The sequence below is a fragment of the Streptomyces sp. NPDC048278 genome (genome assembly GCF_040652195.1).
GTDB lineage: Bacteria > Actinomycetota > Actinomycetes > Streptomycetales > Streptomycetaceae > Streptomyces.
Genome location: NZ_JBEZLP010000003.1, coordinates 1 through 21,277 on the forward strand (window position 1 = coordinate 1; position 21,277 = coordinate 21,277).

The 21,277-nt window shown below is 71.0% G+C and carries 22 protein-coding genes; 10 read left to right on the forward strand and 12 right to left on the reverse strand.

The window, feature by feature from the left end; genetic code table 11:
* Positions 1 to 201: hypothetical protein (locus AB0D74_RS06150; protein WP_362581035.1), on the forward strand; the 201-nt coding region annotated here is incomplete at its 5' end.
* A gap of 177 nt (positions 202 to 378) precedes the next feature.
* Here AB0D74_RS06150 and AB0D74_RS06155 read toward each other — a convergent pair.
* Positions 379 to 1,029 carry a DNA-3-methyladenine glycosylase gene (locus tag AB0D74_RS06155; protein ID WP_362581037.1) on the reverse strand — a complete coding sequence of 217 codons (651 nt, stop codon included), beginning with the start codon at positions 1,027 to 1,029 and terminating at the stop codon, positions 379 to 381.
* Between the two features lie 152 nt (positions 1,030 to 1,181).
* Between AB0D74_RS06155 and AB0D74_RS06160 the strand changes: the two genes are divergently transcribed.
* From AB0D74_RS06160 to AB0D74_RS06170, 3 genes are all read left to right on the forward strand, one after another.
* Positions 1,182 to 1,964 carry a sporulation protein gene (locus tag AB0D74_RS06160; RefSeq protein ID WP_362581039.1) on the forward strand — a complete coding sequence of 261 codons (783 nt, stop codon included), beginning with the start codon at positions 1,182 to 1,184 and terminating at the stop codon, positions 1,962 to 1,964.
* Positions 1,965 to 2,007: 43 nt separating this feature from the next.
* Positions 2,008 to 2,547, forward strand: coding sequence for a YbhB/YbcL family Raf kinase inhibitor-like protein (locus tag AB0D74_RS06165; protein ID WP_362581041.1), 540 nt, complete (start codon positions 2,008 to 2,010; stop codon positions 2,545 to 2,547).
* Positions 2,548 to 2,714: 167 nt separating this feature from the next.
* On the forward strand, positions 2,715 to 3,224 hold the full coding sequence (locus AB0D74_RS06170; RefSeq protein ID WP_362581043.1) for an HNH endonuclease: 510 nt from the start codon (positions 2,715 to 2,717) through the stop codon (positions 3,222 to 3,224).
* 113 nt (positions 3,225 to 3,337) lie between these two features.
* Here the strand turns inward: AB0D74_RS06170 and AB0D74_RS06175 are convergent, their stop codons facing one another.
* From AB0D74_RS06175 to AB0D74_RS06185, 3 genes are all read right to left on the reverse strand, one after another.
* Entirely contained in the window at positions 3,338 to 4,282 is a 945-nt protein-coding gene (locus AB0D74_RS06175; protein WP_362581045.1) for an SPFH domain-containing protein, read from the reverse strand.
* A 130-nt stretch (positions 4,283 to 4,412) separates the two neighbouring features.
* Positions 4,413 to 4,847 carry an NfeD family protein gene (locus AB0D74_RS06180; protein WP_362581046.1) on the reverse strand — a complete coding sequence of 145 codons (435 nt, stop codon included), beginning with the start codon at positions 4,845 to 4,847 and terminating at the stop codon, positions 4,413 to 4,415.
* Positions 4,848 to 4,908: 61 nt separating this feature from the next.
* On the reverse strand, positions 4,909 to 5,700 hold the full coding sequence (locus tag AB0D74_RS06185; RefSeq protein WP_362581048.1) for an ABC transporter ATP-binding protein: 792 nt from the start codon (positions 5,698 to 5,700) through the stop codon (positions 4,909 to 4,911).
* Between the two features lie 150 nt (positions 5,701 to 5,850).
* Here AB0D74_RS06185 and AB0D74_RS06190 point away from each other — a divergent pair, with 150 nt between their 5' ends.
* Complete coding sequence (locus AB0D74_RS06190; protein WP_362581049.1) at positions 5,851 to 6,636, forward strand: hypothetical protein; 786 nt, start codon at positions 5,851 to 5,853, stop codon at positions 6,634 to 6,636.
* A 212-nt stretch (positions 6,637 to 6,848) separates the two neighbouring features.
* On the opposite strand, the gene AB0D74_RS06195 is transcribed toward AB0D74_RS06190, so the two are convergent.
* From AB0D74_RS06195 to AB0D74_RS06205, 3 genes are all read right to left on the reverse strand, one after another.
* Positions 6,849 to 7,097, reverse strand: coding sequence for a chaplin (locus tag AB0D74_RS06195; protein ID WP_362581051.1), 249 nt, complete (start codon positions 7,095 to 7,097; stop codon positions 6,849 to 6,851).
* A gap of 180 nt (positions 7,098 to 7,277) precedes the next feature.
* Positions 7,278 to 7,919, reverse strand: a complete 642-nt coding sequence (locus AB0D74_RS06200) for a response regulator transcription factor (protein WP_294008392.1) — start codon at positions 7,917 to 7,919, stop codon at positions 7,278 to 7,280.
* Positions 7,912 to 9,057 carry a GAF domain-containing sensor histidine kinase gene (locus tag AB0D74_RS06205; protein ID WP_362581053.1) on the reverse strand — a complete coding sequence of 382 codons (1,146 nt, stop codon included), beginning with the start codon at positions 9,055 to 9,057 and terminating at the stop codon, positions 7,912 to 7,914. The genes AB0D74_RS06200 and AB0D74_RS06205 overlap by 8 nt, the downstream gene beginning before the upstream one ends.
* Before the next feature lie 226 nt (positions 9,058 to 9,283).
* Here AB0D74_RS06205 and AB0D74_RS06210 point away from each other — a divergent pair, with 226 nt between their 5' ends.
* The 3 genes from AB0D74_RS06210 to AB0D74_RS06220 all read left to right on the forward strand — a co-directional run bounded on the left by AB0D74_RS06210 (position 9,284) and on the right by AB0D74_RS06220 (position 12,157).
* A complete protein-coding gene (locus tag AB0D74_RS06210; protein WP_362581054.1) occupies positions 9,284 to 9,979 on the forward strand; it encodes an SDR family NAD(P)-dependent oxidoreductase in 696 nt (231 codons plus the stop codon).
* Positions 9,976 to 11,031: an S-adenosylmethionine:tRNA ribosyltransferase-isomerase gene (locus AB0D74_RS06215; RefSeq protein ID WP_362581055.1), complete on the forward strand. Its 1,056-nt coding sequence runs from the start codon at positions 9,976 to 9,978 to the stop codon at positions 11,029 to 11,031. The genes AB0D74_RS06210 and AB0D74_RS06215 overlap by 4 nt, the downstream gene beginning before the upstream one ends.
* A gap of 337 nt (positions 11,032 to 11,368) precedes the next feature.
* Positions 11,369 to 12,157, forward strand: coding sequence for a transglycosylase SLT domain-containing protein (locus AB0D74_RS06220; RefSeq protein WP_362581057.1), 789 nt, complete (start codon positions 11,369 to 11,371; stop codon positions 12,155 to 12,157).
* Positions 12,158 to 12,246: 89 nt separating this feature from the next.
* On the opposite strand, the gene AB0D74_RS06225 is transcribed toward AB0D74_RS06220, so the two are convergent.
* The gene (locus AB0D74_RS06225) at positions 12,247 to 14,772 is read right to left on the reverse strand and encodes an FHA domain-containing protein (RefSeq protein WP_362581915.1); all 2,526 of its coding nucleotides are present in this window, start codon (positions 14,770 to 14,772) and stop codon (positions 12,247 to 12,249) included.
* Positions 14,773 to 15,016: 244 nt separating this feature from the next.
* On the opposite strand from AB0D74_RS06225, the gene AB0D74_RS06230 reads away from it, so the two are divergent.
* Together AB0D74_RS06230 and serB are read left to right on the forward strand one after the other, a co-directional pair.
* Entirely contained in the window at positions 15,017 to 16,984 is a 1,968-nt protein-coding gene (locus AB0D74_RS06230) for a streptophobe family protein (protein ID WP_362581059.1), read from the forward strand.
* Positions 16,985 to 17,293: 309 nt separating this feature from the next.
* On the forward strand, positions 17,294 to 18,502 hold the full coding sequence (serB, locus tag AB0D74_RS06235) for a phosphoserine phosphatase SerB (RefSeq protein ID WP_362581061.1): 1,209 nt from the start codon (positions 17,294 to 17,296) through the stop codon (positions 18,500 to 18,502).
* Between the two features lie 89 nt (positions 18,503 to 18,591).
* Here the strand turns inward: serB and AB0D74_RS06240 are convergent, their stop codons facing one another.
* The 4 genes from AB0D74_RS06240 to AB0D74_RS06255 form a co-directional block, all read right to left on the reverse strand.
* Positions 18,592 to 19,110: a histidine phosphatase family protein gene (locus tag AB0D74_RS06240; protein ID WP_362581063.1), complete on the reverse strand. Its 519-nt coding sequence runs from the start codon at positions 19,108 to 19,110 to the stop codon at positions 18,592 to 18,594.
* 90 nt (positions 19,111 to 19,200) lie between these two features.
* Entirely contained in the window at positions 19,201 to 19,407 is a 207-nt protein-coding gene (locus AB0D74_RS06245; RefSeq protein WP_362581065.1) for a hypothetical protein, read from the reverse strand.
* Between the two features lie 176 nt (positions 19,408 to 19,583).
* Entirely contained in the window at positions 19,584 to 19,700 is a 117-nt protein-coding gene (locus AB0D74_RS06250) for an SGM_5486 family transporter-associated protein (RefSeq protein WP_089107830.1), read from the reverse strand.
* Positions 19,701 to 19,821: 121 nt separating this feature from the next.
* Positions 19,822 to 21,207, reverse strand: a complete 1,386-nt coding sequence (locus tag AB0D74_RS06255; RefSeq protein WP_362581067.1) for a CynX/NimT family MFS transporter — start codon at positions 21,205 to 21,207, stop codon at positions 19,822 to 19,824.
* Between the last annotated feature and the right edge of the window lie 70 nt (positions 21,208 to 21,277).

Below are 21,277 nucleotides of genomic sequence, written 5' to 3' on the forward strand. Positions count from 1 at the left end.
CTGGCGTTGACTTTTGGCACGCTGTTGAGTTCTCAAGGAACGGTCGCTTCCTTTGTACTCACCCTCTCGGGCTTTCCTCCGGGCTTCCCTTCGGTGTTTCCGACTCTATCAGATCCTTTCGGCGTCCGATTCCCGGTCGGCGGGATTGTCTTCAGGCTTTCCGGCTTTCGCCCGTCGGCCTTTCGACATTCACTACGTTAGCCGATTCCCGCCGGGACTCATAATCGAGTTCCGCGGGCTCGAATTCGGGCATGCGGGCACGCCGAAATCGACCCCGTCAGGGGAAGTCGTAGGTAGTGGGTGGCCACTTCCGGCTGCTGGCGATTGCCGTACCCGGTTCAGCGGCTCGGGCTACATTACGCACCTTCCAGGGACGCGTCAACTTGAGCGGCGCCTCGGCACATGGGCCCGATAGGGGCTCACGGTGGGGTCGTTGGCGATCCAGTAGCGCCAGGGATGGATGTCGCCGTCGCCGCCCTCGCCGGCGACTCCGGTGCGCGGACCGTTGCGTACCTGGTCGGAGGGGACGGGGGTGCCGGTCAGTATCCGCAGCGGGGTCTCGCCTTCGGCGCACGCGTCCGTGCCGTCCAGGGCCCGGTCGACGCCCAGGGCGGTGGCCAGGCGGGCCGGTCCTTTGGCCAGTTCTCTGTCGTATCGGGCCGAAAGTCGACGTTTACGGGCGAGCTCGGCGCCCTCGATGATCTCCCCGGCGCGGAGCAGGACCGCGCACGCGGTGCCCTCGGGGCCGCAGACGAGGTTCATGCAGAACCACATGCCGTAGGTGAAGTAGACGTACACATGTCCGGGCGGACCGAACATGACTTCGTTGCGGGGGGTGGGGCCGCGATAGGCGTGCGAGCCGGGGTCGTTCGGGCCGTCGTACGCCTCGACCTCTGTGAGGCGCACCGCGATCGGACCGTCCGGGGTGGTGCGGAGGAGGACGCGGCCGAGGAGGTCGGGGGCGACCTCCAGGACAGGGCGGTCGAAGAAGCTTCTGGGGAGTGGCGTACGGTCCGGGGGCGCGATCATGGCGTCCGAGCGTAGTCCAGACCGGGGACGCCAAGGACTGGTCAAGGAATCGTCTGCTTGCCAGGGTGTGGACCGGAACCGGTGGTGACCGGATCGCGTTTGTAGGGATCAAGGGTCCGTACGTAGTAGACCGTGCGTAGTAGAGGAGAGTCATGGGGTTCAAGAAGCTGCTCGCGAGCCTGGGGGCCGGCGGGGCGTCCGTCGAGACGGTGCTCACCGAGGTGAACGTCGTACCTGGCGGTGTCGTCCAGGGCGAGGTGCGGATCCAGGGCGGCTCGGTGAACCAGGAGATCCAGGGGCTGTCCGTGGGGCTCCAGGCGCGGGTCGAGGTGGAGCACGGCGACGAGGAGTACAAGCAGAACATCGCCTTCGGCAAGACGCGGCTCGGCGGTGCCTTCGAGCTGCAGGCCGGGGCCGTGCACGCGGTGCCGTTCGGGCTGGAGATCCCGTGGGAGACGCCCGTCACGATGATCGACGGGCAGGCGCTGCGCGGGATGCACATCGGGGTGACCACCGAGCTGGAGATCGCGCGTGCCGTCGACTCCGGGGACCTGGACCCGATCAACGTGCATCCGCTGCCGGCGCAGAAGGCGATCCTGGACGCCTTCATCCAGCTGGGCTTCCGGTTCAGGAACGCGGACCTGGAGAAGGGGCACATCCGGGGGACGCGGCAGACGCTGCCGTTCTACCAGGAGGTCGAGTTCCACCCGCCGTCCCAGTACCGGGGGCTGAACCAGGTCGAGCTGAGCTTCGTGGCGGACGCGCACGCCATGGACGTCATCCTCGAAATGGACAAGAAGCCGGGGCTGTTCAGCGAGGGCAGTGACACGTTCCGGTCGTTCCAGGTGGGTCTGCACGACTTCCACGGGACCGACTGGGCGGCTTATCTCAACCAGTGGCTGTCCGAGGTCGGCAGCAAGCGCAACTGGTTCTAGGCTCGACACTGCTGATTCCGGTAATCGATCAGGAGGTACCGAGGTGTCCGAGCTCAAGCGGCGGCCTCTCCCCCATGACTTCCACCCTCCCGTCCCGTCGTTCACGGTGACGAGCGAGGACATCGAGGAAGGGGCGACGCTCAAGGACGCTCAGGTCTATGCGAAGGGCAACACCTCGCCGCAGCTGCGGTGGGCGGGTTTCCCCGACGGGACCAGGAGTTTCGCCGTGACGTGCTACGACCCTGACGCCCCGACGGGCAGCGGGTTCTGGCACTGGGTCCTGTTCGACATCCCGGCCTCGGTGACCGAGCTGCCGGCGGGCGCGGGCAGCGGCAAGTTCGAGGGTCTGCCCGAGGGCGCGGTGCAGGTGCGCAACGACTACGGGTCGAAGGACTTCGGCGGTGCCGCGCCGCCGCCCGGGGACGGGCCGCACCGGTACGTCTTCACGGTGTACGCGGTGGACCAGGAGAAGCTCGGTCCGGACGCCGATGTGTCGCCTGCCGTCGTCGGGTTCAACCTGCGGTTCCACGCGATCGCGCGGGCGCAGCTCATCGGGGAGTACGAGAACTCCGAGCAGGGCTGACGCAGCGCGCGAAATCAGCTGAGCGTTCATTGAACGTTTGCCCGTCTCTGGTCATGGAAGTGATCAGGGGCGGGCAGTTTTTATTGCGTTGTCCATCTCGGCGCGCCCGTCCAGAGTTGATCCAAGCCCGCCGGGGGTGGGCACGGTGCACAAAGGAGGTGGGCTGGATGCGGGACACGCTGGTGCTGAACGCGAGCTTCGAGCCGCTGTCTACGGTGACGTTGAACCGCGCCGTCGTTCTGGTGCTCCAGGACAAGGCCGTCGTCGAGCAGGCCCACCCCGAGCTGCGCATGCGCGGTGCCGAGGTGGACATACCTGCGCCTCGGGTCATACGGCTGTGCAGGTATGTGCGGGTGCCCTTTCGGAGACAGGCGCCGTGGTCGCGGCGGGGGGTGCTGGTCAGGGACCGGCACCGGTGCGCGTACTGCGGGAAGCGGGCGACGACCGTGGACCATGTGGTGCCGCGGGCGCAGGGTGGTCAGGATTCGTGGCTGAACACGGTGGCGTCCTGCGCGGAGGACAATCACCGGAAGGCGGACCGGACGCCGGAGCAGGCGGAGATGCCGTTGCTCCGGAAGCCGTTCGAGCCTTCGCCGCAGGATGCGATGCTGTTGGCCATGGGGGCCGAGGATCTGGCGGCGTTGCCCGAGTGGCTGGCGGGGGATGTGGCCGCCTAGTCGTGTGCCCGGCCGGTGCCGTCTTGCGGCTGCGGCTGTGTTGTGGCTGATCGCGCAGTTCCCCGCGCCCCCAAGAAAGGGTGGGCGCGGGGAACGTTTGTTTTGAGGTGCCGTCAGTCGATGTTGGGCTTCTCGCGGCGTTCCTGGGACGGGATGTTGCCGCCGCCGTTAGAACCGCCGCCCAGAGAGCCGAAGTTGCCCATGGCGCCGGAGAGGCCCTTGAGGGCGTCGCCGATCTCGCTGGGGACGATCCAGAGCTTGTTGGCGTCGCCCTCGGCGATCTTCGGGAGCATCTGGAGGTACTGGTAGGAGAGGAGCTTCTGGTCCGGGTCGCCGGCGTGGATGGCCTCGAAGACCGTACGGACCGCCTGGGCCTCGCCCTCGGCGCGCAGGGCCGCCGCCTTGGCCTCACCTTCGGCGCGCAGGATCTGGGACTGCTTCTCGCCCTCGGCGGTGAGGATCGCCGCCTGGCGGGTGCCCTCCGCGGTGAGGATCGCGGCGCGCTTGTCACGGTCGGCGCGCATCTGCTTCTCCATCGAGTCCTGGATGGAGGTGGGTGGTTCGATCGCCTTGAGCTCGACGCGGTTGACGCGGATGCCCCACTTGCCGGTGGCCTCGTCGAGGACGCCGCGCAGGGCCGCGTTGATCTCCTCGCGGGAGGTCAGGGTCCGCTCCAGGTCCATGCCGCCGATGATGTTGCGGAGCGTGGTGACCGTGAGCTGCTCGATGGCCTGGATGTAGCTGGCGACCTCGTAGGTGGCCGCGCGCGCGTCCGTCACCTGGTAGTAGATGACGGTGTCGATGTTCACGACCAGGTTGTCCTGGGTGATCACCGGCTGCGGCGGGAACGGGACGACCTGTTCACGCAGGTCGATGCGGTTGCGGATGGTGTCTATGAACGGGACCACGATGTTCAGGCCCGCGTTCAGGGTCCGCGTGTAGCGGCCGAAGCGCTCGACGATGGCGGCGCTCGCCTGTGGGATGACTTGGATCGTCTTGATCAGGGCGATGAAGACCAACACCACCAGAATGACCAGGACGATGATGACCGGTTCCATCGTCGCTCCCCGTACCCTTCTCCGCCTCGGCGCTTCGGCAGATCTTATGGTTGTTGAAGATCTTGCTGGATGAGTCTGACAGACGCACGCGCAACTCGGGGACTCTTCTGTTCAGTTGAGTCTTACGAGGTCAGATGACGATCGCGGTGGCCCCCTCGATCTCCACGACGTCGACTTCCTGACCCACTTCGTAGGCACGGTCCGGGTCGAGGGCGCGCGCCGACCAGATCTCGCCGGCGAGCTTGATCCGGCCGTCCGCGCCGCCGTCGACGCGTTCGAGTACGACGGCCTGTCTGCCCTTCAACGCGTCGACGCCGGTGGCGAGTTGCGGGCGCTGGGCGGCGTGCCGGTTCGCGATGGGCCGTACGACGGCGATCAGCGCGACCGAGACGAGGACGAAGACGAGCACCTGGAGCACGGCGTCCGCGCCGAGACCCGCGGTGACGGCGGCGGCCACGGCACCGACCGCGAACATGCCGAACTCCGGCATCGCGGTCACCACGAGCGGGATCCCGAGAGCCGCCGCGCCGACGAGCCACCACACCCATGCGTCGATGCTGTTCACATTGTCATGGTAGGGCCGGGGGTGCCCACCCCGACAGGGTGCTTTTCCGGGTCAACGCCGGTCAGGACAGAGGCAGTCCGTGGGCGGTCCAGCGGTCGCCGAGCTGCTCGACGACGAGCGGGAGGCCGAAGCAGAGGGAGAGGTTGCGGGAGGTGAGTTCGAGCTCCAGCGGGCCGGCGGTGAGGACCTTGCCCTGGCGGATCATCAGGACGTGGGTGAAGCCGGGGGCGATCTCCTCGACATGGTGGGTGACCATGATCATGGAGGGGGCGATCGGGTCGCGGGCGAGCCGGCCGAGGCGGCGGACCAGGTCCTCCCGGCCGCCGAGGTCGAGTCCCGCGGCGGGCTCGTCGAGGAGGAGCAGCTCGGGGTCGGTCATCAGGGCGCGGGCGATCAGGGTGCGCTTGCGCTCGCCCTCGGAGAGGGTGCCGAACTTCCGGTCCACGTAGTCGGTCATGCCGAGGCGGTCCAGGAAGGCGCGGGCACGCTGCTCGTCGACCTCGTCGTACTCCTCCTGCCAGTGGGCGGTCATGCCGTAGGCGGCGGTGAGCACGGTCTCCAGGACGGTCTGGCGCTTGGGGAGCTTCTCGGCCATGGCGACGCCGGCCATGCCGATGCGCGGGCGCAGGTCGAAGACGTCGACCTTGCCGAGGGTGTCGCCGAGGATGGTGGCGGTGCCCTTGCTGGGGAAGAGGTAGCTGGACGCGACGTTCAGGAGGGTGGTCTTGCCGGCGCCGTTGGGGCCGAGGATGACCCAGCGCTCGCCCTCCTTCACCGACCAGGAGACCTGGTCCACCAGAGCCCGGCCCTCCCGGACCACGGATACGTCCTGAAGCTCCAGAACATCGCTCATGAGCGCGTTGTCTCCCCTTGCAGTGTCGCCGTTCTCGGCTGTCGCGTACGCCTGTGGCCCGGGTGGCGGCGCCGGTGGGCGCAGCCCTTATGAAATCTACGCCACGAGTGCGCCGCTCCATTCCATCGGTCCTGTCCTTAGGGTGGGGGCATGCTCTCGGAACCGCGTTCAGGACGCCTCGCCGCTTGGGGAAACGCCCTTTTGGCCGGACTTGTCTCTCCGGATGACGCCGTGCTCGCCATCGTCGGCGAGGACGCGGTGCACCGGGTGGAGGGGCTGCCCGGTGAGTCCGCTCCGGTCGGGCTCACGCTGGCGCTGGGGCGGCTGCGGGCGCTGGGGGCGACCGGGCTGCGGGTCGCGCTGCCGGCGTCCGGGCATCCGCTGGGGCTGAGCGGGCCGCCGGAGTTCAACGCGCGGGCGCTGGAGGCCGAGGAGGCGGTGATCTGCCACGGAGCCGCGTTCGGGCTGGTGCCGGAGGTCTACGAGGCCGGGCCCGCCGGCGATGTGCATGTCGAGGTGGTCTGGCACGTGCTGCCGGTGCGGGAGGCCCCGCCGGCCGACGTGCCGTCGCTCGGTGAGGCGGAGCGCGAGCTGGCCGAGGCGTTGCGGGACGCGACGGAGGTGCTGTCGAAGCTGGACGTCGCGGGGTCGGGGCCGGTGGCGGAGGCGGCGATCGACGCGTACCGGGCGCGCGCGGAGCGGGGCCGGGAGGTGCTGGCCCCGGGGTATCCGCCGCGGGCGGTGCGGGTGCTGGAGCTGGCGCAGCGGGTGGGGTTGCTGATCTCGCTGGCCTACGACAACGGGCACGGCGGGGCGGTGAGCGCGTCGGAGATGGCGGCGCGGTCGCTGGCACTGCGGCCGGTGGAGCGGACGGCGCGGCGGGCGCAGGTCGCGGCGTACAACTCCGTTGTGGAGGAGCGCGAGCGAGGGCGCTGAGCGCTCTGCTGTGCCGCAAGGTGGCGTGAGGTGGCGTGAGATGCGTCTGTCGTCGGTCGCCTGCGGCGGCGTCGTGGCTGGGCGCGCCCGCGCGGCGGCAGCCGCACATCGAATTCAGCCCCGCGCCCCTTCGGGGCGCTGCCCGACAGCAGCCGACCGGCCTTCCGGGGTGGCCGGAAGGCCGGAGGTCGGTGCCGTCGGGCGGCAGGGTCTCAGTGGTTGAGGCCGAGGTTGCCGAAGGCGGGGTTCAGTACGCCGATGACGTTGATGCTGTTGCCGACGACGTTGACCGGAACGTCCACCGGGACCTGGATGACGTTGCCCGAGACGACGCCCGGGGAGCCGTGGGCCTCGCCCGCGGCAGCGGCGCCGCCGGTGTGGGCGGAGGCAATTCCCGCGCCGGCCGCCACGATCCCGCCGGCCACCATCGTCAGGGCCGCTGCCTTCTTCAGGTTCTTCACTTCTTGAGCCTCCTTGGCGATCGCCGCGGCGGTCGCCGCAGCACGCACTGGAGAACGGCGGTGGCCGGCCGAGGATGCGCCGTCCGGGTGACATTCCCACGACGGTATGAATCTCAGCCCGGAAGGCGACCCTCCATATTGTCGTCCGTTTGTCGTCCGTGAAGCGTTGCGGAAGGCGTTTCAGCCGGTCACGCCATGGCGAACGGCCCACAGGGCGGCCTGGGTGCGATCGGCGAGGTCGAGTTTCATCAGGATGTTCGAGACGTGCGTCTTGACCGTCTTCTCGGACAGCACCAGGGCGCGGGCTATCTCGCGGTTGGAGCGGCCGTCGGCGATCAGCCCGAGCACCTCCCGCTCCCGTTCGGTGAGCGAGCCGCCCCTGCCCTGGCCGGAGTTGGCCTCCTCCTGGGAGAGCAGGGCGCCGGCCACCTCGGGCTGGAGCAGCACGTGCCCGGCGTGCACCGAGCGGATGGCGGCGGCGAGCGCGTCGGGATCGACGTCCTTGTAGACGTATCCGGCGGCGCCCGCGCGCAGGGCCGGGACCACCGTGCGCTGCTCGGTGAAGCTGGTGACGATCAGCACGCGCGCGGGGTTGTCGAGTTCGCGGAGCCTGCGCAGTGCCGCCACGCCGTCCAGGCCGGGCATCTTGACGTCCATCAGGACGACGTCGGGGGTGAGCTCCTGGGCGCGCTCGACCCCTTCGGCGCCGTCGGCGGCCTCGCCGACCACCTCGATGTCGTCCTGGACCTCCAGGAAGGTGCGCAGGCCCCGGCGGACGACCTGGTGGTCGTCGACCAGCAGCACCCGGATCGCGTCAGCCACCGGGGACCTCCATCTCGATCGTGGTGCCCTTGCCGGGCGCCGATTCCACGGTCAGCGTGCCGCCGACGCCGTTCGTCCGGTCCCGCATGGAGACCAGGCCGAGGTGGCGTCCGGCGCGCCGGGTGAGGTGCGGGTCGAAGCCGCTTCCGTCGTCCGTGACCCGCAGGACGGCTCCGCCGCCGCGCCGGTTCACCGTCACGTCCACGTGCCCGGCCCCGGAGTGCCGCAGGGCGTTGTGCAGGGCCTCCTGGGCCACCCGGAGCAGTGCCTCCTCCTGGGCGGCGGGCAGGGCGCGGAAGCCGCCGGCGGCGAAGGTCACGCGCGCGGTGTGGGCGCGGTCGAGGACCTGGATCTGGGTGCGCAGGGTGGCGAGCAGACCGTCCTCGTCGAGGGCGGCCGGGCGCAGCTCCACGACGGCGGCACGCAGTTCGTCGATGGCCTCGGCGGCAAGCACGGCGACCTGGTGCAGCTCGCCCTTGGCGCGGGAGGGGTCGCGGTCGACCAGGGCGGCGGCGGCCTGGGCGGTCAGGCGGAGCGAGAAGAGCTTCTGGCTGACCGCGTCGTGCAGTTCGTGGGCGAGCCGGGAGCGCTCCTCGGCGATGGTCAGCTCGCGGCTGCGCTCGTAGAGGCGGGCGTTGGTGAGGGCGATGGCCGCGTGCTGGGCGAGGATGGAGAGGAGTTCCTCGTCCTCGGCGGTGAAGCCGCAGCCTCCCTGGGGCTTCGCGCAGTTCTTGTTGGCGAGGAACAGCGCGCCGATGACCTCGTCGCCGTCCCGGATCGGCAGGCCCAGGAAGTCGGACATGTCGGGGTGGGCGGAGGGCCAGCCCTCGAAGCGGGGGTCCGTGCGGACGTCGGCCAGCCGCTCGACCTTGGCCTCGCGCAGCATCGCCGCGAGGATGCCGTGCTGGCGCGGGAGCGGGCCGATGGCCTTCCACTGGGCGTCGGTGACGCCGTCGACGACGAACTGGGCGAAGCCGCCGTGGTCGTCGGGGACCCCGAGCGCGGCGTACTGGGCGTCGAGCAGCTCACGGGCGGAGGCGACGATCGTCTTGAGGACGTCGCGCACCTCCAGATGCCTGCTCATGGCCAGCAGCGCGGAACTCACCGCGCCGAGGCCGGACCGGGGACCTTGACTCATGTCCTCACGGTACCGGCGGGGTCCGACAGTGCGGATCGGGCCGAGGGCGGCAGGGCCTGGACCGTCGGCCGTAGGCCCGGGGACCTAGGGCGCGAGGCCCGGACCGGCGGCTTAGTCCGAAGGGCCCCGCCGGGTTGCGGCCCCCGTCCGAGGCGGCCGGGGCGGTCCGGTTCCTACGTTGGGATCACCGCCGACGCGGGCGGACGGAGCCGAGGGGACGGTTGTCATGCCGGTAGCGATCATCACGGGGGCCTCGAAGGGGCTGGGGCGGGCGCTGGCCGAGGCGCTGGCCGCGCGCGGCTGGGATCTGGTGCTGGACGCCAGGGGGGCCGGGGCGCTGAAGGAGACGGCGGAGGCCGTCGCGGAGCACGGGACGCGGGTGGCTGCGCTGCCCGGCGATGTCACGGACGCCGGGCACCGGGCCGGTCTGGTGGCCGCCGCGCGGGAGCTGGGCGGGGTGGACCTGCTGGTGAGCAATGCCAGCGCGCTGGGCGCCGAGCCGCTGGTGCGCCTGGGCGAGCTGCCGCTTGCGGGGCTGCGCCGGGCGCTGGAGGTGAACGTGGTGGCCGCGCTGGGCCTGGTCCAGGAGGCGCTGCCGCTGCTGCGGGAGTCGGCGGCGGGTGCGGTGGTCGCGGTCAGCTCGGACGCGGGCGCCGAGGCGTACGAGACCTGGGGCGGCTACGGCGCCTCGAAGGCGGCCCTGGACCAGCTGGCGGCGGTGCTCGCCGTGGAGGAGCCGGGGCTGCGGGTGTGGGCGGTTGATCCCGGGGACATGGCGACCGACCTGTATGCGGCGGCCGTACCGGACGACGACGATCCGCGGCCGGCGCCGGTGAGTGTCGTACCGGCCTTCCTGCGGCTCCTGGACGAGCGGCCCGTGAGCGGGCGGTACGACGCTCCTGCCCTGGTGGAGGGGCGATGACGACGGTGGTGCGGGTGCCCGAGGAGCTGTCCGCGCGGGTGCCGGCCGAGCAGCGCGGGCCGGGTCTGGAACGGGACGCCGTACGGCTGCTGGTGTCGCGCGGGACGGCGGTGTCGCATCACGCCTTCGCCGAGCTGCCGTGCCTGCTGCGGGCCGGGGACCTGCTGGTGGTGAACACCTCGCCGACGCTGGCGGCGGCCGTGGACGGGCGGGTCGGGCACGCGCGGGTGGTGGTGCACTTCTCCACGCGCGGGGACGCGGTGCGCGGGGACGGACGGTGGGCGGTCGAGCTGCGCGAGCCGGACGGGAAGGGGACCACTCGCGCGCGTGCGGGTACGCGCGCCGGTACCGGGGTGCGGCTGCCCGGGGGCGGGCGGCTGGTCCTGGAGGAGCCGTTGACCGAGCGGGGCGAGCGGCTGTGGTGGGCGCGGACCTCGACGGACGTCCACGGGATGCTGCGGGAGTACGGGCGGCCCATCCGTTACTCCTATACGGAGCGGGACCAGCCGTTGTCGGTGTACCAGACGGTGTTCGCGCTGCCGTCGGCGGACGGGGCGGGAAGCGCGGAGATGCCGAGTGCGGCCCGGCCCTTCACCGCGCGGCTGGTGGCGGAGCTGGTGAGCCGCGGGGTGCAGTTCGCGCCGATCACGCTGCACACCGGGGTGTCGTCGGCGGAGGCGTACGAGCCGCCGTACGCGGAGCGGTTCGCCGTGCCGGAGACGTCGGCACGGCTGATCAACAACGCGCGAGCGGGAGGGGGGCGGGTGGTGGCCGTCGGGACGACCGCGGTGCGGGCCGTGGAGTCGGCCGCCGGGTCCGACGGGGTGGTGCGGGCGGCCGAGGGCTGGACGGAGCTGGTGGTGACGCCGAGGCTCGGGGTCCGGGTGGTGGACGGGCTGCTGACCGGGCTGCACGAGCCGGAGGCCTCGCATCTGCTGATGCTGGAGGCGGTCGCCGGGCGGGCCGCGCTCGACCTCGGCTACGAGGAGGCGCTGCGCGGTCTCTACCTGTGGCACGAGTTCGGCGACCTGCACCTCATCCTCCCGCAGTAGGCCCCTCACGCAGCGGGTTGCTTCAGCAACTCCCGGTGAGATTGATGTGCGGCCGATGTGAGGCGGCACATAGGGCGCACATCACGTACGAACGGAAATAGGAGATAAAGGGGCCCGGCGCGAACGGGGCAGACGTTCCAGTCTGTCCCGATTTGCCCCTCCGGGCTCCACTACCGGGGATCGTACGTCACACCTTTGCCAGGGCATTTTGCTGCCGCTAAGAATGGCTGCCGTCGCTCAGCACCGCGGGTTCCCCCGGCGGTGTTCGTGCCGGAGGAGCCGGTCTCCTCCCGCGGACAACGAGCGACCTCCGCGCTATTCGAAGAGGTCCGAAGCCATGCCCAAGCACAGCCACAGTCCCACTCTGACCAAGCACCGCAAGATCGCGCTCGCCGGTGTCGCCACGCTCGGCGCCGCCGCCCTCGCCTTCTCGGCCGTGCCCAGCAGCGCCGAGACGATCGCGGCCGGTGCCCCCGAGACCGCCGCCAAGGCCGTCTACGGCACCGCGCAGGTCAAGGACGTCACGGGCAAGGTCACGGACCAGCTGGCCCTGCAGAACGTCAAGGTCGAGGCCATCGCCAAGAAGAAGGCGCTCTCCGCCCACCAGCTGCACGTGGCCCACGTGAAGAAGGTCCACGCGGCCCACGTCGCCCACGTGAAGCAGGCCCACGCCAAGAAGCTGCACGCGGCCCACGTGAAGCACGTCGCCGCCGTCAAGAAGGCCGCCGCCAAGCGCGCCGCCCAGCAGGCCGCCAGCCGGTCCGCCGCGCGCCCGCAGCTCCAGCCGGTCGCCTCGAAGACCTACGCCAACAACCTCGACGGCTGGATCCGCCAGTCCCTCGACATCATGAACGCCAAGGGCATCCCGGGCTCCTACAACGGCCTGTACCGCAACATCATGCGGGAGTCCTCCGGCAACCCCAACGCCATCAACAACTGGGACATCAACGCCATCAACGGCATCCCCTCCAAGGGTCTGCTCCAGGTCATCCCGCCGACCTTCGCCACCTACCACGTGGCCGGCACCTCGTGGAACATCTACGACCCGGTCGCCAACATCACGGCCGCCTGCAACTACGCCGCCCACCGGTACGGCTCGATGGACAACGTCAACAGCGCGTACTGAGGCCTGCGCGGACCTCTTCACGCACATGCCGAAGGGCGGCACCCCACTGCGGGGTGCCGCCCTTCGGGCGTCCTGAGGGCGCCGGCGTGCTACTTGCGCATGACCTCGGGCTCGTGGCGGCGCAGGAACCGGGCCACGAGGAAACCGCAGATGAGGCCGAGGACGATCAGCGCGGCCATGTCCATGGTCCAGGCGCCGGCCGTGTGGTCCCACAGCGGATCCGTCTTGGTCGGGTTGTCGACGTTGGGCGCGATGTTGTTGAAGTCCAGCGTGGCGCCGGCCGCGCCCACCGCCCAGCGGGAGGGCATCAGGAACGAGACCTGGTTCACTCCCACCGCGCCGTTCAGGGTGAACAGGCAGCCGGTGAACACGACCTGGATGATCGCGAACATCACCAGCAGCGGCATGGTCTTCTCGGACGTCTTCACCAGCGAGGAGATGACCAGGCCGAACATCATCGAGGTGAAGCCGAGCCCCATGATCGGGATGCACAGCTCGAAGAGGGTGGAGTGGCCGAGGACCACGCCCTGGTCGGGGATCTCGCGGCTGGAGAAGCCGATCAGGCCGACCATCAGACCCTGCAACACGGTGATCAGGCCGAGCACGACCACCTTGGACATCAGGTACGCCGACCGGGACAGGCCGACCGCGCGCTCCCGCTCGTAGATGACCCGTTCCTTGATCAGCTCGCGCACGGAGTTGGCGGCACCCGCGAAACAGGCGCCGACGGCGAGGATCAGCAGGACCGTGGTCGCCGTCCCGTTCGGGACCGGCACGCCCGTCTTCGAGCTCACCGGGTTCACCAGCAGGCCCTTGTCGCTGTCGATCAGCAGGCTGACCGCGCCGAGCACGGCCGGCAGGATCACCGTCAGCGCCAGGAAGCCCTTGTCCGAGGCGATGACCGACACGTACCGCCGGACCAGGGTCAGCAGCTGCGACCCCCAGCTCTGCGGCTTCTTCGGCTTCATCACCTGCATCGGCGGCATCTGTACGGACTGCGGCGCAATCGCGTCGATGTCCGCGGCGTACATCTGGTAGTGCTGCGAGCCCTTCCAGCGGCCCGCCCAGTCGTAGTCGCGGTAGTTCTCGAAGGCGGAGAAGACGTCGGCCCAGGTGTCGTAGCCGAAGAAGTTCAGCGCCTCCTCCGGCGGGCCGAAGTAGGCGACCGAGCCGCCCGGGGCCATCACCAGGAGCTTGTCGCACAGCGCCAGCTCGGCCACCGAGTGGGTGACGACGAGGACCGTGCGGCCGTCGTCGGCGAGGCCGCGCAGCAGCTGCATGACATCGCGGTCCATGCCCGGGTCGAGGCCCGAGGTGGGCTCGTCGAGGAAGATCAGCGACGGCTTGGTGAGCAGCTCCAGGGCCACCGACACGCGCTTGCGCTGGCCGCCGGAGAGGGAGGTGACCTTCTTCTCCTTGTGGACGTCGAGCTTCAGCTCGCGCAGCACCTCGTCTATCCGGGCCTCGCGCTCCTCCCCCGTGGTGTCGGCGGGGAAGCGGAGCTTGGCCGCGTACTTGAGGGCCTTCTTGACGGTCAGCTCCTTGTGCAGGATGTCGTCCTGCGGGACCAGACCGATGCGCTGGCGCAGCTCGGCGAACTGCTTGTACAGGTTGCGGTTGTCGTACAGCACCTCGCCCTCGTTGGCGGGGCGGTAGCCGGTGAGCGCCTTGAGCAGCGTCGACTTGCCGGATCCCGACGGGCCGATGACCGCGATCACGGACTTCTCCGGGACGCCGAAGGAGACGTCCTTGAGGATCTGCTTGCCGCCGTCGACCGTGACGGTCAGGTGGCGTGCGGAGAAGGAGACCTCACCGGTGTCGACGAACTCCTCCAGCCGGTCGCCGACGATCCGGAAGGTGGAGTGGCCGACGCCCACGATGTCGTCCGCGTCGAGCAGCGCGCTGCCGCTCTTCGCGATCGGCATGCCGTTGACGTACGTGCCGTTGTGCGAGCCGAGGTCGCGGATCTCCATGCGGCCGTCGGGCGTGGAGTGGAACTCGGCGTGGTGGCGCGAGACCTGCAGGTCGGAGACGACCAGCTCGTTGTCCAGGGCACGGCCGATGCGCATCACGCGGCCGACGGAGAACTGGTGGAAGGTGGTCGGGCTGCGGTCGCCGTAGACCGGCGGCGCCCCCGCGCCACCGCCGGAGGCCATGGCCGGGGCACCCTGCTGCTGCGGGATCACCGGCGGGGCCTGCTGCCAGCCCTGTTGCGGAGCCTGCTGCGCGGCCGACGGCTGCGGAGCAGGCGGCTGAGACCAGCCCGCGCCGCCCGCGCCCTGCGCCGCGAACGGCTGCTGCTGGGGCTGCGGTTGGGCGACGGCGGCACCGGAGAGACCCAGGCGCGGTCCGTCGTTCGCGTTGCCGAGATGGACGGCCGAGCCCGGGCCGATCTCGGAGCGCTGGACCCTGCTGCTCTGCACGAAGGTGCCGTTGGTACTGCCGTGGTCCTCGATGACCCAACTGCGGCCGTCGAAGCTGATCGTGGCGTGCCGCCAGGAGACCCTGGCGTCGTCGAACACGATGTCCCCCTGCGGATCGCGTCCGAGGGTGTATGACCTGGACGGATCGAGCGTCCAGGTGCGTCCGTCTGATTCAAGTACGAGTTCCGGCACTCCAAGCCCCATGAGTAGTCCCCCGAGTTACCCCCATCACAGGGAGTCTAGGGATGTCGAACATCGTCGGGAACTATTTCAGGCTCGGCCCTCTGACCGAAAGCCGGGCCTTGTGGAGGCCTCGTACGAGCGCTTCGACTCTTTCCGTTGACGGGGTTGAAACCAGCCCGGAGAGTGGTAATCCACGCGAGGGGGACAAGCGCGACGGAGTGGTCCGGGGCGCCTGCGGATCGGGGGGTCTGCCATGAGTGCTGATGCGTCCGGTACGGGAGTCGAGCACGCGAGGCACGGCGCACGGCTGCCGTGGGCCGACATCCTGCTGTCCTCGATAGCCGCCGTGAGCTGGGCGTTGATCGGTATGGCGGGCACGGCGGCGCTGGGCCTGCATCTGCTGCGGGCCGACGCGGCGGGCTCGCTGGGCCCGATGACCGCGGCCGTTGTGGCACTCGGGGCGGGTGGTTCGGTCACCCCGGACGGAGATCTGTCCGCTTTCGGGCTGAAGGGGGCGGAGGCCACCACGGCCATCGAGATCACGCCACTGGGGGTGAGCCTGGTCGGTGCGCTCCTTTTGTCATGGTTCTTCTTACGATCCCTGCGCACGGCCGGAGTTGTGATCTCCCCGGCCGAACTGCTGGCCCGCGCGGGCTCGGTGGTGTCGGTGTTCGTGGCGATGCTGGGCGGCCTGGCGTGGGCGGGGCACTCCGTCGTGACGATCGACGGCGGTGCGCTCGGCCTGGACAAGCTGCCGGGCGGCGGGAGCGGCGGCGGGGGGCTGAAGATCCCCGGCATCGGCGACGTCGGCGGACTGCTGCCGGACCGCCTCGGCGACCTCGTGCACGCGAACGCCGCGGTCGGCTTCAGCGTGGACACGGCGGCGACCCTGCTCGGCGGCCTCGGCTGGTCGGTGGGCATCCTGCTGATCGCCCTGCTGGCCTCGCGCCGGACCCCGCTGCCACCCGGCTGGGCCGCGGTGCACCGGGGGGTACGGCCTGCGGCCTCGGCGCTGGTGACGATACTGCTGGTGGCCGTGGCGGCCGGCTGGGCGGCGGCGGCCTACGCGGCGATCGGCGACCCGCATCCGGCCCGGATCATGGGCGCGGCCCTGCTGGGCGCCCCGAACGGCGTCTGGCTCGGCGTTCCGATCGGGCTCTTCGTCCCCTTCGACGGCCGGGCCACGGGCGTCCTGACCATGTTCCTGCCGCACCCTCTCGACGAGCTCCTGAACTCGAAGTCCGACCAGTCGGTGACGCTCGGCCACCTGGCCGCCCTGGACGGGCGGGTGTGGCTGCTGGGGGTCGCGGCGGCCCTGCTCATGCTGCTGGCCGGGGTGTTCACGGCGGTCCGGACACCGGTGGTCCGGACGCCGGTGGGTCGGACGCCGGTGGGTCGGACGCCGGTGGGCCGGCGGGGCGGCTCGGCCGGTGCGCTCGGTTTCGCCGGGCGGTGTGCCGTGCGACTGGGGATCGCCACCGCGCTCACGCTGCCGCTGCTGGCCTGGCTGGCGGACGTGTCGGTGGACGCCTCGCTGTCGGTGCTGGGCTTCGACGCGTTCGGGGCGGGGATCCAGCTGCACGGGCAGCTGGGGACGGCGTTGCTGCTCGGGGCGGTGTGGGGCGCGGCGGCGGGGGCCGCGGGGGCACTGCTCGCCTGGATGACCGGGGCGGCGGGGTCACGGGCGGCCCTGCTGGCACTGGGTGACAGCGAGGCGGGCGGCGGGCCCGTCCGTGAGGGGGCCGGCCGGGCTCCGGAGCGGGTCGTCAGCGGGACGGCGGGGCCCTACGCGCCGGGCACGCCGTACCGTCCGCCCAATCCGAACACGAACCCGTATCTCCGGGTGCCGGAGGAGCTGCGGGAGACCGGTGGCGGCCGAGGGGCTCGGTCCGGTGCGGCGCAGGGGGCGGGGACGGCACCGCCGGGCGGTTCCGCCGTCCCGGGCCGTCGTCCGCCGGGCGCACCGCCCCCGGCGGACGACGGCCGCCGCGCGCCGAGGGAGAGCGGGTCGCGCGGCGACCCCTCCGACGTACCGCCGTCCGGCTCGGGCGACGTGTACGGCGCGCCCACCATGGCGCGCCCCTTCGATCCGCCGCCTCGCTCCCCGCGTCCCCGGCCGGGCGCACGGCGACCCGACGGCCCCCAGAGCGGCCCGGGCGCCGGGCCCCCGCCACCCCCTCCCCCGCCACCTCCGCCGCCGCCCAGGAGGCCCCGCGGGTAGAGAGGGTGAGTGGGTCGCCGGGCGAGCCGGTAGGCAGCGACCACCACGCGCGCCCGGGCGCCCGCCCCGCACGTTTCCCGGCGCCCTCCACACGCGCATCCCGGCACCCGCCACACGCATGTCGCGGCGCCGAACCGTGCGTGAAGTCGCGGCGGGATGCACTCCGGCCCCGGCCGTGGACATCGCACGCACGTTCGCCCGTAGGGCGGAGGCAAGGCGTCCGACACCGGCCCGACACCTATTGTTCCGTGTCCGTCAGGCGGACCACCTGCGCCGCAGGCACTGGGTGCCGGTTACCTTGGTTACACCATGAGCGATCCGCAGACCTCCGAGGTCCCCACTCTCCTCGTCAAGATTTTCGGCAAGGACAGGCCGGGCATCACGGCCGGCCTCTTCGACACTCTTGCCGCCTACATGGTCGACGTGGTCGACATCGAGCAGGTCGTCACGCGAGGCCGCCTGGTGCTGTGCGCGCTCGTGACCCAGCCCCCGGCGGGTCTTGAGGGCGACCTCAGGGCGACCGTGCACAGCTGGGCCGAGTCGATGAAGATGCAGGCGGAGATCATCTCCGGCCACGGCGACAACCGCCCGCGTGGCCTCGGCCGTTCCCTGGTCACCGTCCTCGGCCACCCGCTGACCGCCGAGTCGACGGCCGCCATCGCCGCCCGGATCGCCAAGACCGGCGGCAACATCGACCGTATCTTCCGGCTCGCCAAGTACCCGGTGACAGCTGTCGAGTTCGCGGTGTCGGGCGTGGAGACCGAACCGCTGCGCACCGCCCTGGCCTCCGACGCGGCCGAGCTCGGCGTGGACATCGCGGTCGTCTCGGCGGGCCTGCACCGGCGGGCCCAGCGGCTGGTCGTCATGGACGTGGACTCGACGCTCATCCAGGACGAGGTGATCGAGCTCTTCGCGGCGCACGCCGGCTGCGAGGACGAGGTCGCCCAGGTGACGGCGGCGGCGATGCGCGGCGAACTGGACTTCGAGCAGTCGCTGCACGCGCGCGTGGCGCTGCTGGAGGGGCTGGACGAGTCGGTCGTGCAGAAGGTGCGCGCCGAGGTCCGGCTGACGCCGGGCGCGCGGACCCTGATCCGGACACTGAAGCGGCTCGGCTACCAAGTCGGCGTCGTCTCGGGCGGTTTCACCCAGGTCACCGACGATCTGAAGGAGCGACTGGGGCTGGACTTCGCCCAGGCCAACACGCTGGAGATCGTCGACGGGAAGCTGACCGGCCGGGTGACCGGCGAGATCGTGGACCGGGCGGGCAAGGCGCGGCTGCTGCGCCGGTTCGCCGCCGAGGCGGGCGTGCCGCTGGTGCAGACGGTGGCCATCGGCGACGGCGCCAATGACCTGGACATGCTGAACGCGGCCGGTCTCGGGGTCGCCTTCAACGCCAAGCCGGTGGTCCGCGAGGCCGCGCACACGGCGGTGAACTTCCCGTTCCTGGACACGGTCCTGTATCTGCTGGGCGTCACCCGCGAAGAGGTCGAGGCGGCGGACACCCACGACGAGAGCTGAACCGTCCGGCCGATCCGGACCCGAGGGCCCGGCACCGCGGAGATCGGTGCCGGGCCCTCGTCGTGCCGTGTCAGCGCTGGTGCGGTGGTCTACTCGGAAGGTGCCCAGTAGTCCGCGAGCGTGGCCACGCCGGGCTCCAGGGTCTTCCAGGAGCCCTCGTGCGTCAGGACGGCGAAGGCGGCGGCCGGAAAGCCCCGGCGGTCCATCCACTCGCGGGCGTCGGCCTCGGCGGCGCCGGCCAGGATCTCGGTCACTCCGTGCACGCCGGGGTTGTGGCCGATGAGGATCACGGTCCGTACGTCGTCGGGCACCTCGTTGAGCACGGCGATCAGCTCGCCGGGCGAGGCCTCGTACACCCGCTCCTCATAGACGGTTTTCGGCCGGTGCGCGAGCTCATGGACGGCGAGCTTCCAGGTCTCCCGGGTACGCACGGAGGTGGAGCACACGGCCAGGTCGAAGGTGATGCCGCTGTCCGCGAGCTTGCGTCCGGCGACGGCGGCGTCCATTCGGCCCCGCTCAGCGAGTGGTCGCTCGTGGTCGGTCACCTGTGGCCAGTCGGCTTTCGCATGGCGGAAGAGGACAATCCTGCGGGGTTCTGCGACGCTCATGGCACCCAGCTTCGCATGAAACAGGCCAACGGGCGCAGGGAGTTGACATGCGGCTTCGCCCGGTCCGCGGGTGCCGAACCCCTGAATGCGCTAACGGGTGACGATCTGCTGGACGCGCTCGAAAAGGTGGGTGACGGCGGGGTCCCCGCCGGCCGCGTGGGCGTCCGCCGGGTTCAGTATCAGGAGCAGCAGGGCGACGAAGGCGAGCGCGGGAAGGGCGAGCGCCCACCAGGGGAGCCGGATGTCGACGCTGTCCGGGGTCGCCGGGTGGGACCGGGTGTGCGTGGGGGCCGGCATGGTCGCCTCCGTGGTCTCCGTGGTCTGTCGGCCGCCCTCGCGGCCACACCTCGAAACTACGGAATCCGCGGTCGCCGTCCCATCCGGTGATCCACCCACTCGACCCTGACACTCACCCCCTAGGGGATGGGGGGGCTAGCACCACCATCGGCCGCGGGGGTGGCGGTCTGCTGTGGTCAGGGTGACGCGAGGGTCGCGATGACGGCGATGACGATGAAGATGGCGAAGAACGAGCCGAAGACGATCAGCATCTTCTTCTGACCGTTCTGGGGGTTCGGGTCGAGCACTGGCATGGGGCCAGTCTGGCACCCCGGGGCGCGGCCGGACCGCGCGGGGTGGCCGCGACACGAGCAGACGCGAGCAAACGCGAGCGGAGACGAGCAGACACCGAGCACGCAGGGGGCCGGCGCGCGGTCAGGCGGCCGTCGTGGCCGCCTCGTCCTCCACGATCCTGTTCCGGCCCGCCAGGACGCCGACGGCCATCTGCGGGATCATCAGGCCGACCATGAGGGCGATCGGCAGGCCCCAGCCCCCGCTGTGCTGGTAGAGCACGCCCACCAGCAGCGGGCCGGGGATGGAGATCAGGTATCCGGTGCTCTGGGCGAAGGCGGAGAGCTGGGCGACGCCCGCGCCGGTCCTGGCCCGCATCCCGACCATGGTGAGGGCCAGCGGGAAGGCACAGTTCGCGATGCCCAGCAGGACGGCCCAGGCCCAGGCGCCGCCCGCGGGCGCGAGGTACAGGCCGGCGTATCCGGCGAGGCCGCAGACGCCGAGCACGATCACGATCGGGCCCTGGTGCGGCAGCCGCGTCGCCACACGCGGGATGACGAAGGCCAGGGGTACGCCCATCACCATGGTGACGGCCAGCAGCAGTCCGGCCGTGCTCGCGGAGACGCCCGCGTCGCGGAAGATCTGTGCCATCCAGCCCATCGTGATGTAGGCGGCGGTGGCCTGGAGCCCGAAGAACACGGCGAGCGCCCAGGCGGTACGGCTGCGGGTGATCCGCAGGGTGGGCGGCTGCCGCTCCGCACGCGCGCGTGCGTCGGTCTCTGCCCCGGGAGCCGGTGCCGTTCCCCGGTCCCGTACCAGCGGAACCCAGGGCAGCACCGCGACCGCGGCGAGCCCGCCCCAGACGGCCAGCCCGGTCTGCCAGCTGCCGCCCAGCGTGTCGGTCAGGGGGACGGTCACCGCGGCGGCCAGCGCGGTGCCGGCGGCGAGCGCCATCGAGTACAGGCCGGTCATGGAGCCGACCCGGTCGGGGAACCAGCGCTTGACGATGACCGGCATCAGTACGTTGCTGACCGCGATGCCCATGAGCGCGAGCGCGCTGCCGGCCAGGAATCCGGCGGTGCTCCCGGCGTACGGCCGTATCAGCAGGCCGGCCGTGACGGCCGCCATGCCCGCGCAGACCACGGCCGCCGGGCCGAAGCGACGGGCGAGGCGGGGGGCCATGACGCCGAAGACGGCGAAGCAGAGCGGGGGCACGGAGGTGAGCAGTCCGGCCACGCTGCCGCTCATGCCGAGGCCGTCGCGGACCTCCTCCAGGAGCGCGCCGAGGCTGGTGATGGCCGGCCGGAGGTTGACGGCGGACAGCACGATGCCGACCACGACCAGCCGTGTCGCCCACGCGCGCGTGGGCGACACGCGTGCCGTCCCAGCCGTCCCAGCCGTGCCAGCCGTGCCAGCTGTCTCAGCCGTGCCAGCTGTCTCAGCTGTCTTGGTGGTCTCGACTGTCTCGGTGGTCTCGGTCGCCTCAGAGGCCGTGGTGCCGGTTTCCTTGCCTGCCATGAGGCCCATCATAGAATCATAGGATGAATGATTGTCCATCCCCGGGCGGGCCCGGCCGCTCCCGCCGGGCTCCCGCGTGCGA